At 45.4% G+C, this 12,839-nt stretch carries 7 protein-coding genes; 3 read left to right on the top strand and 4 right to left on the bottom strand.

Annotated features, from left to right (window positions below; genetic code table 11):
* Positions 1-699: 699 nt before the first annotated feature.
* Positions 700-3,081 (bottom strand): acylase, encoded by a 2,382-nt coding sequence (locus tag SWOO_RS00710; RefSeq protein WP_012322786.1) that lies wholly within the window; start codon positions 3,079-3,081, stop codon positions 700-702.
* A 263-nt stretch (positions 3,082-3,344) separates the two neighbouring features.
* Between SWOO_RS00710 and SWOO_RS00705 the strand changes: the two genes are divergently transcribed.
* Together SWOO_RS00705 and SWOO_RS00700 are read left to right on the top strand one after the other, a co-directional pair.
* Positions 3,345-4,520, top strand: a complete 1,176-nt coding sequence (locus SWOO_RS00705) for a helix-turn-helix domain-containing protein (protein ID WP_012322785.1) — start codon at positions 3,345-3,347, stop codon at positions 4,518-4,520.
* A gap of 166 nt (positions 4,521-4,686) precedes the next feature.
* The gene (locus SWOO_RS00700; protein WP_012322784.1) at positions 4,687-6,303 is read left to right on the top strand and encodes an AbgT family transporter; all 1,617 of its coding nucleotides are present in this window, start codon (positions 4,687-4,689) and stop codon (positions 6,301-6,303) included.
* A gap of 69 nt (positions 6,304-6,372) precedes the next feature.
* Here SWOO_RS00700 and SWOO_RS00695 read toward each other — a convergent pair whose 3' ends face one another.
* The 3 genes from SWOO_RS00695 to SWOO_RS00685 all read right to left on the bottom strand — a co-directional run bounded on the left by SWOO_RS00695 (position 6,373) and on the right by SWOO_RS00685 (position 11,584).
* Positions 6,373-6,903, bottom strand: coding sequence for a hypothetical protein (locus SWOO_RS00695; RefSeq protein WP_012322783.1), 531 nt, complete (start codon positions 6,901-6,903; stop codon positions 6,373-6,375).
* Positions 6,904-7,282: 379 nt separating this feature from the next.
* Entirely contained in the window at positions 7,283-10,420 is a 3,138-nt protein-coding gene (locus SWOO_RS00690; RefSeq protein ID WP_012322782.1) for an efflux RND transporter permease subunit, read from the bottom strand.
* A 12-nt stretch (positions 10,421-10,432) separates the two neighbouring features.
* Positions 10,433-11,584 (bottom strand): efflux RND transporter periplasmic adaptor subunit, encoded by a 1,152-nt coding sequence (locus SWOO_RS00685; protein ID WP_012322781.1) that lies wholly within the window; start codon positions 11,582-11,584, stop codon positions 10,433-10,435.
* Positions 11,585-12,026: 442 nt separating this feature from the next.
* On the opposite strand from SWOO_RS00685, the gene SWOO_RS00680 reads away from it, so the two are divergent.
* Positions 12,027-12,782, top strand: a complete 756-nt coding sequence (locus SWOO_RS00680; RefSeq protein ID WP_012322780.1) for a TorF family putative porin — start codon at positions 12,027-12,029, stop codon at positions 12,780-12,782.
* Positions 12,783-12,839 lie beyond the last annotated feature (57 nt).

Raw genomic sequence — 12,839 nt, 5'->3', positions numbered from 1 at the left:
CCGAATAAACGAACCAGATAAAGTAAAACCGGTAATTAATGCCTTTAATTACGATTTAAAATAAATTCTTAGGCGAGAAATAGTGTAACCCTTTGTTAACAGTAACACTAAGCAAAAAATAGAAACGGTAAAAAATAACCACCACCTCAAAAAAAACTCGCCTCACAGCCCTTCAAGCCTAACTAAAGCTAAGATAATCCTTATTAGAGGGAGATTGTATGCTGGGTAAAGGAATAGTTTTCGCTTCTGTATCATTATTCAGCAATCGTACAGGCTATAACGTTTAATATGTATACCCAAGCAACCTCGACATGCTGAATCCTGCATCTTGAAGTTGTTTGGGTATATCCCACCAAGGACGCTTATTAATCGTGTCTTACTTAGGCCTCTATCCCAGAGGCCATTTTTTTATCTACTGAGCGATAAATCCAAACTAAATCCAGCCTAAAAACTATCGGTAAAACCATGATTAAATTATGACTAATTTGGATATCTCATTCAGTCTCGGTTCAGACAGTTATCGTTATATTAGGCTCAACCAAATAATTAGCTTTTAGATAATATCTAGAGGTTAATCGCACCACCATCATCCCCTTTTTGGGCTCATGCTTCTACCTGCATGGGTCCATTTTTTTGCCTAAAAATTAGAAAAAGGGCGCACTCAGAAGAGTACGCCCAATGAACATCAACAAGATAAATTTAATCTAAAGTTAACTCAATCGTATCAACCAAATCAGCTTCTATCTGCGCTTCAGTAAACACAACAGGTCGCCACTCCCCCTTAGAGAACAGACGCGTTTGATCTACAAAGTGCTCAGATTCAGGGTCGTGTGACTGACCATAGGTTAAGAAGGCCTCAGCTTGAGGTCCAGACTCTGTAAACTCCAGCGCCATTAGCCAACTCGCCCCATGAAATACTGGGTAACCATAAGCGGCAACCTTAGCACTGCTACCTGTGTTGATATTAAAGACCCCATCTATGGTTCCACCGCCGGGAATAGCAAGCTTCTCATCATTCTTCATATGATATTGGATTGAACCTAGTGGTGCAGACAGTGGAATATTCACGCTAGCAAGATGCTGAACTGTGCCAGCTAATGCTTGCAAAATAGGGTCGCTGTTACTGCTGCCTTCATGCTTCATCAATTGATAAGGTGTTGCTATAGGTCTTTTAACATTAAACCCTTTGCTAAAGAGGCTATCGCTCAAGGCTTGCTCACCGCCAACATCGAACACTTTAAGAAACTCTCTGAAAACATGAGCTCCCTGACTGTCATTACGGTATAGACCATCCCAATTTGCTAATGTGGTACATGCAGCTGAGATATCCACAACCTCCTGACTCTCAAGAATAATATTCGTCACGCCTGTACAGCGCTCCACTAACTGATCTTTAAGTAGCTCAGAAACTTGTGCTCGCTCACTGGTAGCCACTCCTTTCAGCTCATCAATATTGAACTTACCGTCAGCACCTGAGATCCCTTGAGGTGAATGCTCCTCTAACATAGTGGCATTCATGCGGGTACGAGGGCTACGGATCGTTTGCTCTGGACCATATACAAGGGAGTATCCCTCTAACGGCTCAGTACCATGGGTAAGCCAGTGGCTGCTGTTAGCATTGAAAACATAATCACTACGCATCACTTTGGGGGCACGCTCAAAGGGAACAACGCCAGGGATAGGCGTAGTGCCAGTATCTATCCACTCAAATAGTGACATACTGCCATCGAGTACAAGCTGACCACGACCGCCTTGCCACAACGCTTTACCTACAGGGTCATTATTAACAAAGTCTTTTAACAGAGTCAGCGCAAAGGCATTAAGGTTAGGTGCTCTTGAGCCATCGATGTAGAAGGCGTTGCCTTTATTATCTGTGGCCATGGTATTGACCCAAGGGATCCCTTGGTAAGTCGAGAAAGCCGCTTCAAACTCCTCAATGGAGGTCGCTCGTCCCATGGCAAACCATTGACTAACCATATTACCATTATTGAGGTTCGCATCGCGATAGGTCACTGCACTGCCATCAGGATACCAGCCAATCATGGGGCCATAATGGGAGGAGTAGAGGGTCTTTTTCACCTCAGAGTGACTACCATCTTCGTTCTGAACTGAGACACTATAATCTTGGCTCGTCATCTGCTTATACTCACCATCATAGAGGTAACGAGTCGGATCGGCAGGGTCTAGCGTCAGGCGATAGGTAGTCAAACGCTTAGATTGAGAAACGGTATGAGTCCAAGCAACATGTTCATTGAAGCCGATTAACACGCCAGGGACACCAACAAAAGAGACGCCGGTAACATTCATCTCACCGGGGATCTTCAAGTGATTCTCCACAAATCGTAGGTTACCGCTCCAGGGAAAATGTGGATTAGAGAGCAGCATACCGCTACCAGATTCGGTTTTATCACGGCCTAGCGCCCAGCCATTACTGCCTAAGCCTTCATTTTGAGCGGCGATCTCATTGAAGGTTTGCCCTAATGCCTTTTCACTCGTGGTGGGCGAGGCTGTCGCAATTTGCGCACTTAATGCACCACCGCTGGCAAATAGCGCTAATTTAAGATGATAAGCTTGCAGATCGGTCACCGTTATTTCAGGAACCCAATCGACGCCACGACAGGGAGAGGGGTAGTTTTGTGAGCCCGCTTTATCGATCACCGCCTGATTAAAACCATCCGCGTAACCTGTCAGCAAGTCAAACTGCTCCTCGGTCATCCCCTCAATGGAGTTTTCTGCATCGCTATAGATATTTAAGGCCTGAGTACCAAAATCTGTGATGAGATTTGAGTTACCGTTGCCGGCACCAAAAGTCACTGCTCGCTCCCCACGAACCTCAACGATCTGTTCAGCCAGAGTACACATATTTTCCTGAGCATGGGCATAGGCTTGCCCATAACCTAGGGCTTTAAAATCTGATGCTGTGATATGGGGAACACCAAAGGAGGTGTACTCAATTTTGGCGGTACTTGGTAGCACCACCTCCTCTTCTGGCTCACTATCACTGCTATTACAACCGGCTAACGCAAATGTTAATGCCAGTGCGATCGGTGTAAGGTGTCTCTGTTTATTATTATATTTCATCGCAATTAAACCTCTGGTAGCTGCCCCCCTGTGAGTTCCATGGGCACACCACTTCATCAAAATAAAAGTTCATGGTTTGATAACCATTTGTTACTTTATTATCTATATCGGTTCTACTCGACCGCCCCGACCCGTTCGGACTTTTTTATTTACAATAAAAATCATAAGGTTATAATTCGCACCTCAATTTTTAGTGTTTAAATTGTTAAAGCGCAGTAACACAAGCCACTTATGGACATCACAAGGTACAGCAGAGGAAAGCCATGCAGTTAATGACAATCTTGTTGCTTATCTCTGTTGGAATGAGTTTCTTTATGATGGGATATGCGGCCACCACGCCCCATCAAAATGCCAAGGCGCGACTCTGCTTTTCACTGATGTTGGTGGGCTTGATAAGCTTGATGATCGAACTGGCAATTTTTGAGGAGGGAGGGAGTTTTCTCTACATCATCTCAATCTCTGGCCCTCTATCTGTCTCGGTTCCTATCTTTTTCTATCTCTATTTCAAAGCCAGTGTTGGTTTAAGTGATGAGTTTCAATGGAGAAATGCTAGACACCTAGTAATTCCATTTATCTATCTCGCTATCATGATGCCCTATAACCTTTTGGATGAAGTAGGTAAGAGCCACTTTTTCTCACAGGTTTATGCCAAAGAGGTGATATCTTGGCCGCTGTCAATGACGCCTATCCGCTTCTCTCGTCTGCTCATTATCAGTAGCTTAGGCTTGTTCTACCTCTACCTAAGCTGGCGAGAACTGCATATAGAACTCAACAATAAGAAGCAAGATGTACTCAGAGAGATGAACAAACTCAAGGGTGCATTTCTAGGAATAAGCCTCAGCTTTATCGTGATTTTTCTCTTCTTTCTATTTCGGCTACCACACCAATTTACCTGGATGATTTCATCCATACTCCTGGTGATAACAGCAATCAGCTGCATGATCTTTTACTACCTGCCAGTGCTGGGGAAGAAGCTCATATCAGATGCCGACCTGCATCAGCTGTTACCCCCAAAAGCACAAGAGCTCCAACAAGAGGTAGGCCAAACAAGCCCAGAAGCTGATACACCGGATAGACAATACCGCTCATCGGTGACCAATGATTTGGCAAAAGAGGTGATCCATCACCTTAATATATTGATGGAGGGGGGGATCTATAAAGATTCAACCCTATCATTGGGCAAACTAGCCTCACAGCTTAAGCTCAGTACCCACCACTTGTCTCAGATCATCAACCAACAAACTCAAGGAAACTACTTCGATCTGATCAACCAATATCGAATTAAAGATGCCCAACATCTGCTCATCAATACAAATATGAGCATCATAGATATCGCCTACGAGGTGGGTTATAACAGCAAGTCCTCCTTCTATACTGAATTTAAACGCCGAACCCAGATGACACCAAACCAATTTAAGAAGTCTAACAAGGAGCCATAATGGTGATATTATCGCCTTTCCACGTCCATTTTTAAGCCAAATTAAGTTTGAATTAAAGCAACTAGGACACTATGAAGAGTCCACTCGGATATTTCGAGTAAGAAAAAGCCGCGACTAATGATAATTAGTACACAGACGGTAAAAAATATAATAAAAGGGATAAAAAATGGGATTGAATAAAGATGAGAGCTTGCCGCAAGATCTCAACTCTTCAGGGTCTCCTGAGAAACAAAGTGGCGCATTTGTCCGCTTTTTGAATATTGTCGAACGTCTAGGTAATTTACTTCCCCACCCCATTACACTCTTTGCCATCTTCTGTATGGCCGTAATCGTGATCAGCGGTATTGCTGGTTATTTTGAGCTTACCGTGACAGATCCAAGACCTGTTGGCGCCTCTGGCCGCAGCGAAGATGGTCTTATCCACGTCGTCAGCTTAATGAACGCCGAAGGCTTGAGAATGATAGTCTCAAACCTTGTCACCAACTTCACCGGATTTACTCCACTTGGTACCGTACTAGTAGCACTCTTAGGTGTCGGCATTGCTGAGCGCTCTGGCATGCTCTCGGCTGCCATGCGTTTACTCGTGATGGGCGCATCTAAACGCCTTGTTACCTTAACCTTAGTTTTCGCAGGTATCGTATCGAACACCGCCTCAGAGCTTGGCTATGTGGTGCTTATCCCAATGGCAGCCTTGATATTTCACTCCCTTGGTCGTCATCCCTTGGCAGGTCTAGCGGCCGCCTTCGCCGGTGTCTCCGGTGGCTACAGCGCAAATTTACTGCTAGGTACTGTCGATCCTCTACTCTCGGGGATCACTGAAGCAGCAGCCCAGATGATTGACCCTGACTATATCGTTGGTCCAGAGGTGAACTGGTACTTTATGTTTGTTTCGACCTTCCTTATCACAGGTTTGGGCGCCTTAGTCACAGAGAAGATTGTCGAGCCTAAACTTGGAAAGTACGATCCAAGTGAGGCCAATATTGATCTGTCTAATCAATCGATGGACAGCGTCACCACGCTAGAGAAAAAGGGACTAAAAGCAGCAGGTATCGCCACTTTGATCCTCTCAGTATTAGTTGCACTCACCGTAGTACCTGAGAGTGGCCCGCTTAGAGACCCAGAAACAGGACTCGTTGCAGGCTCACCTTTCCTTAAAGGGATCGTCGCCTTTATCTTTATCTGTTTTGCGATCCCAGGCCTTGTTTACGGTAAAGTCGTCGGCACCATGAAACGTGATAAAGATGTAATTGATGCCATGTCTAACAGCATGAGCTCAATGGGCATGTATATTGTCCTGGTCTTTTTTGCCTCTCAGTTCGTTGCCTTCTTTAAATGGACCAACTTAGGTGCAGTGCTTGCGGTATCTGGCGCCGATGCCCTAAACGCTATCGGCCTAACAGGCCCGCTAGTATTTGTACTGTTTATTATGATGTGTGGGTTTATCAACCTTATGCTCGGCAGTGCATCGGCTCAGTGGGCTGTAACGGCACCGATTTTCGTCCCCATGTTGATGCTGGTTGGTTACGCACCTGAAACCATTCAGGCGGCTTATCGTATTGGAGATTCAGTGACTAACCTTATCACCCCCATGATGAGTTATTTTGGACTGATCTTAGCGGTTGCTTCGCAGTATAAGAAGAACTTAGGAATAGGTACGCTAATCGCAACCATGCTGCCCTACTCAATCGTCTTCTTTATCGGTTGGACCTGCTTCTTCTTCCTGTGGGTATTCGTACTTGGTTTCCCTGTAGGCCCAGGTGCTGCCACCTACTACACGCCATAGAGTTATTGAGTAACTAGCATGAAACATGGCTCGGTAAATTCTGTTTATCGAGCCACTCTTTCCTTACTGTTACAACTGCTCAAATAGAAGATAAAACTTGTGCTTTAGGGTGCCATCGTAAACATAGATTTTATCGAATATCGCCTTGGCTTTATTGTCCACCAGCTCACGTATATTCTCTCTCTCCTCATCAGCAATACCACTGGCAGAGTTAAACGGAGTAAAGATACCGACGAGTAAGATCCCACGCCCGAATGTTCTATGGGCTTGCAGCATAGTTTTCTTATCATACTTCTTAGCAATCACCCCATGAACCACAGATTGGAAGTCAGGCTCAATCTCAGCCTCGTCACGTGTTTCATCAACAATGTGAGGGACATCATCGGCGATACTATTCATTAAACTGCGAGCATGTTCCTCATCTAGAAATGCATCGGTGATCTCAATCCAAGTTTTGGTTTTATCAATATTAACAATGGCTTCAGGCGGGTCTGGTTGCTCTAAAATTTCAAGCGACTTTCCCTCTAGCTTTAAGTGGTCGGCAAAAGAGTTCAGCACGGCAAGTTCATGCTCCTGCTTTAAATTTCTACGACTAACCATAGCCCTCCTCCTGAAATATATATCCAAGGAAACAGTTCTTATTTTTATATTTGGCTTATATTTCTTACTTTTATATTCTCTCTATTTCCTGTTTAAAATGGGCTCTTTACTGCCAATAATCACTAAGAGTTTACCCTGAGATTTAGCAGCTAAAAATGAACCTACTAGCTCTATTATAGAAGATATTAAAGGTGTAGCTGATATATAAGTCTTTATAAAGACACTTAAAAGATAAAATAGACCCATTTTTAGCACTGAAGAAGTTGCAATTTAAGAGTGAATTTTATTCTCTTAATAAGAGAGATTTAAGGCTCCATTTTGTGTATGAAGCAACAAAAAGCCCAGCAGGTGCCGGGCTTTTTATCAAAGAGTAATTAGATCACTCAGCAACTTCTGTGCTTGTTTTCTTTTTCTGCTCACGCTTACTGAAAATACGTTCAACAATCACGAAGAATAGTGGCACAAAGAAGATACCTAGGAAGGTAGAACTTAGCATGCCACCCACAACACCGGTACCAATTGCGTTTTGTGCACCAGAACCAACACCAGTACTGATAGCTAACGGCACAACACCTAAACCGAAGGCCAGTGAGGTCATCAGAATTGGACGTAAACGCACTCTTACTGCATGCAAGGTTGCATCGGTCAAAGAGGCGCCCTTCTCATAGTATTCCTTCGCAAACTCTACGATCAAGATAGCGTTCTTAGTCGCCAGACCTACAGTGGTCAACAGACCCACCTGGAAGAATACGTCGTTATTAAGGCCACGACCATAGGTCGCCAACAGCGCGCCAATAATCCCTAACGGAACCACCAATATGACCGAAATAGGTACTGACCAGCTTTCATACAGGGCCGCCAATACCAAGAACACCACTAAGATAGACAAGGCATATAGCATAGGCGCCTGATTACCCGATAAGCGTTCTTCATAGGAGAGACCATTCCAAGCGATACCGAAACCAGCAGGTAACTTACCCGCCATCGTCTCAATACTGTCCATGGCAGCACCAGTACTAAAACCAGGTATGGTTGCACCTTGAATGTTTACCGCAGGTAAGCCACCGAAACGCTCCAGACGCGGTGCACCAAACTCCCAGCTACCAGTAGCAAAAGCTGAGAAAGGCACCATCTCACCTTGATCGTTGCGTACGAACCACTTGTCTAGATCTTCTGGCTGCATGCGCGACTCAGCTTCACCTTGGACAAATACCTTCTTAACACGGCCGCGATCTATGTAGTCATTCACATAACTACCACCCCAAGCCGTTGCCAATACACTGTTCACATCATTGATGCTAAGACCTAAAGCACGGAGCTTGGCATGATCGACATTAAGCTTGTATTGAGGTGCATCTTCCTGACCATTAGGGCGTACACCCACTAGATTAGGATCTTGTCCCGCCATGCCCAACAACTGGTTACGGGCTGCAATAAGCGCATCATGGCCTTGACCGTTCTTATCCTGTAGGAAGAGATCGAAACCACCCGCTGTCCCCAACTCCAATACCGCAGGAGGAACAAATGCAAACACGAAGGCTTCTTTAATCGTCATAAAGTAGCCCATAGCGCGATTGGCAATCGACTGTACATCCTGACCAGGGTTAGAGCGCTCATCCCAAGGTTTCAGACCAATAAAGGCGATACCCATGTTCTGACCCATACCCGCGAAACTAAAACCAGAAACCGCAAATACAGATTGTACGTTTTCCTTTTCAGATTCCAGCAGGTAGTCACTCACTTTATCCATCACCTTCATGGTGCTTTCTTGAGTTGCGTTTGCTGGCAACATCACCTGAGAGAAGATAACGCCCTGATCTTCATCCGGTAAGAATGCCGTTGGTAAGCGCATAAATACCCAAGCAGTAGCAACCACTAGCGCCAGATAGATAACAAATACACGACCAGTGCGTTTGATAATAACGGCGACACTTGCTTCGTAACGTGACGTCCAGCGATCGAACGTACGGTTAAACCAACCGAAGAAGCCTTTGTTGGTGTACCCATGACCCTTCTCCACAGGCTTGAGCATAGTGGCACATAGCGCAGGAGTTAGAATCACAGCGACCAATACCGACAGCGCCATGGCTGACACGATAGTGATAGAGAATTGACGGTAGATAACACCAGTAGAGCCAGACATAAATGCCATAGGCACGAATACGGCTGACAGCGTCAAACCGATACCGACCAAGGCACCAGTGATCTGATCCATCGACTTACGAGTCGCTTCCAGTGGGCTGCAGCCCTCTTCAGCCATCACCCGTTCGACGTTCTCCACCACAACAATGGCGTCATCCACCAGAAGACCGATGGCCAGCACCATAGCAAACATGGTCAAGGTGTTGATTGAGAAGCCCGTCACCGCCAAGATCCCAAATGTACCCAGCAATACCACTGGAACTGCAATCATAGGGATTAGCGTTGCGCGGAAGTTCTGCAAGAACAGGTACATAATAAAGAATACCAGTATTACAGCTTCCAGAAGAGTATGTACAACCCCTTCGATAGACTTACTCACGAATGGTGTCGTATCGAATGGCAGAACCACATTCAAACCTTGTGGGAAGAATGGCTTCATCTCATCAATTTGAGCCATAACAGCCGCTGCTGTATCCAGTGCGTTAGCACCAGCAGCCAGCTGGATCGCCATACCTGATGCAGGTTTGCCATTATAGAAAGAGTTCACCATGTAGCTTTCTGCACCGACCTCGACTGTTGAGACATCACCGAGGAATACCTTGGCGCCGCTCACATCGGATTTCAGTACAATCTGCTCAAACTCTTCAGCGGTTTGTAGACGACTCTGGGCCGAGATAGTCGCGTTTAGCTCCTGTCCCATCACCGCTGGTGAACCACCTAACTGACCGGCAGAAACTTGCGCATTTTGCTCACGGATCGCCATCACCACGTCGGCGCTGGTCAATGAGTACTGCTTCAGCTTCATTGGATCTAACCAGATACGCATCGCGTACTGTGCACCAAATAGTTGAATGTCCCCCACACCTGCAACACGGCTCATTGGGTCTTGAATATTAGCCGCAACATAATCGGAAATATCCGCCTTATCCATGCTGCCATCATCAGAAACAAAACCCAGTACCATCAAGAAGCCAGCACTGGTTTTCGCGACGCCTACACCTTGTGCTTGTACCTCTTGAGGCAACAAAGGCATCGCCAACTGTAGCTTGTTCTGCACCTGTACTTGAGCGATGTCACCATCTGCTTCAGCATTAAAGGTTAGGGTGATCTCTGCATTACCAAAACTATCACTGGTAGATTTGATATAGCGCAGGTGGTCAAGACCAGTCATACGCTGCTCAATCACCTGCGTTACAGTATCTTCAACCGTTTTAGCTGAAGCACCTGGGTAGTTAGCGGTAATAGCCACCGTTGGCGGCGCAATACTGGGATACTGGGATACGGGCAAGCCCTTAATGGCCATCAGTCCCGCCAGCATAATAATAATGGCGATCACCCAAGCAAAAATGGGGCGATCGATAAAATAACGTGCCATAAATTTGCCCTACTATTCTGCTTGAGCTTTCGCTTCAGAAATTAACTGAGGTGTAACTGGCGCACCAGGACGTATCTTCTGCAGACCTTCAACAATCAGTTGGTCGCCAGCCTCTAAGCCTTTAGTGATCAGCCACTGATGATTGATAACCTCAGCAGTTTCTACAATACGAGGCTCAACCTTGTTCTCAGCATTGACCACCATTGCAACACCCTGCCCCTTAGGGTTACGAGTCACGGCTTTTTGCGGCACCAAAATCGCTTCAGGGTCTGTTCCCACTGTCAGTACAGTACGAACAAACATACCAGGTAGTAGTAAACCATCCGGGTTAGGGAACTCAGCACGTAATACCACGGCACCGGTGTTTTCATTGACGGTAACTTCTGCGAACTGCAGCTTACCTTTATGGCTGTAACGGCTGCCATCTTCCAAAAACAGGGCAACTGGAGCTGTATTATCATTCAACAACTGGCCACTGGCGATACGTTGCTTAAGGCGTAGCATCTGCGTGCTCGATTGAACGATATCAACATTAATCGGATCAAGCTGTGAAATATTGGCTAATGCTTGCGCTTGACCTGCACCAACTAGCGCACCCGCAGTCACGTTAGATTTGCCGATACGGCCTGAAATTGGTGATTCTACTTTAGTGTATGCAAGGTTAATTTCAGCAGTGTTAATTGCCGCTTTTGCAACAGCAACGCTGGCTTTAGCTTCTAGGTAGTTAGCCTCTGCAGTATCAAAGTCTTGCTGACTAATAGATTTACTTTTAATCAGTGAGCTAAAACGTTTAGCCGTTGCCTTAGTCGACTTTTCAGCTGCCTGTGCGCGCTCTAGCTCGGCCTTCGCACTCACTAGCGCAGCTTCATACTGCGACGCATCAATTTGATAAAGAGACTGGCCTTTCTTGACCTCTCCACCCTCATTAAAACTACGAGCCAGTACAATACCACTGACCTGTGGACGCACTTCTGCTTCTAAATACGCACGGCTTCGGCCTGGCAACTCTAAGGTGATCTCCTGAGGTTGAGTTGCCACTTTTATCACATTTACAGGTACACTTTGTGGGCCTGCAGCTGTACCTGAACCTTCTGGTTTTTGGTCACAGCCAGTTATCCATAACGCCACACTTATAACAGAGGCAATTTTCACTATTTGCCGCATGAGAACTCCTAATTGACGCCACCAGTCGAGGTCACAAATACGAGCAGCAGGAAACTCCGCAGCTTATACACGTGGGCAGCATAATTTTTTGTGTAAGATTTGAACTTGTCTTTATCTCATAACTGGCGGTTTGCAACAAGGAGAAGCAGTCGGAATTTTGTAAGCTAATGCAAATTTATACACTAGATCAGACTCTTGTGTTACAGATAAGTTAAATCCATCGTCAGTTAGATATGCTTGTTGCCTGCATGTTTAATGGCCGCTGAAACTATTGGAGTAATTAACTAAATTTTTCACACCTTCAGTTGACTCCGTCTGATAGCAATTCATTCATAATTGTTCATATTTATTAGCGATTGATTCATCCCACACCCCATTGCTATTCACAACTACCCCCTATAGTGCTTCTGTGCTAACAAATACATTAAATGAGATGACTTCCATGACTATCAAGATGACACTTCAACACAAGTTACTACTAAGTGGATTACTACTATCAGCAGCCTCTGTGACTCAGGTTCAGGCTGAAGAGAATAATCAAGTGCTAGGCGGTACCATCAATGGCAACCTAACTTTTGCATCTGACTATGTTTTCCGTGGTGAATCTGAAACCTTAGACGGTGATGTCCCTGTAGTACAAGGTACATTAGGTTGGGGTAACGATGATGGTTGGTATGGTGGTGTTTTCGCTTCTAACATCAAGTTCGCCGATCCAAATCTTGAGATCGTTACCGCGCCATTTATCGGTAAAGCAGGTGAATTTGGTGACAGCGGTATCACCTATGACGTGATGGTCTTCTCATACCTTTACCCAGGTGCTTCATACTCAAACTACACTGAGCTTTGGCTTAAAGTGGGTAAGCAGTTTGGTCAAGCCAACATACAGTTGGAAGTAACACCAACGATAGATGATTGGTTTGGTGTCGATGGCTGGCAAGGTGTTAACTACGCAATTCACCCAAGCTATGAGTTCAGCAATGGCGTTAACCTTTCAGGCTCAGTTGGTTACCAAGACCTTGATGGCGAAGGCGCCGAAGGTTGGGGTCACTGGAATTTAGGTATCAGCAAAACTTATGCAGGCCTAAAGTTTGACCTTAGATACCACGGCAGCACCGTCGATGAGACACATAAGGTTTATGGTACACAAACAGAAATTTTTGATGACCGATTTGTAATCGGTGTCAGTAAAAGCTTTTAAGTTCTAAGTTTTACCCTGCTACATAGCTCAATCTTTATCTCTATTTATTGCTAATTT

The sequence above is a fragment of the Shewanella woodyi ATCC 51908 genome, assembly GCF_000019525.1.
Taxonomy (GTDB): Bacteria; Pseudomonadota; Gammaproteobacteria; order Enterobacterales; family Shewanellaceae; genus Shewanella; species Shewanella woodyi.
The sequence above is the reverse complement of the archived record's forward strand: the minus strand, read 5'-3'. Positions and strand labels throughout refer to the sequence as shown.

Coding starts and splice junctions, on each gene's coding strand:
- SWOO_RS00710 (WP_012322786.1), bottom strand. CDS start 3,081: ATGAAATATAATAATAAACAGAGACACCTTACACCGATCGCACTGGCA.
- SWOO_RS00685 (WP_012322781.1), bottom strand. CDS start 11,584: ATGCGGCAAATAGTGAAAATTGCCTCTGTTATAAGTGTGGCGTTATGG.
- SWOO_RS00700 (WP_012322784.1), top strand. CDS start 4,687: ATGGGATTGAATAAAGATGAGAGCTTGCCGCAAGATCTCAACTCTTCA.
- SWOO_RS00680 (WP_012322780.1), top strand. CDS start 12,027: ATGACTATCAAGATGACACTTCAACACAAGTTACTACTAAGTGGATTA.
- SWOO_RS00695 (WP_012322783.1), bottom strand. CDS start 6,903: ATGGTTAGTCGTAGAAATTTAAAGCAGGAGCATGAACTTGCCGTGCTG.
- SWOO_RS00690 (WP_012322782.1), bottom strand. CDS start 10,420: ATGGCACGTTATTTTATCGATCGCCCCATTTTTGCTTGGGTGATCGCC.
- SWOO_RS00705 (WP_012322785.1), top strand. CDS start 3,345: ATGCAGTTAATGACAATCTTGTTGCTTATCTCTGTTGGAATGAGTTTC.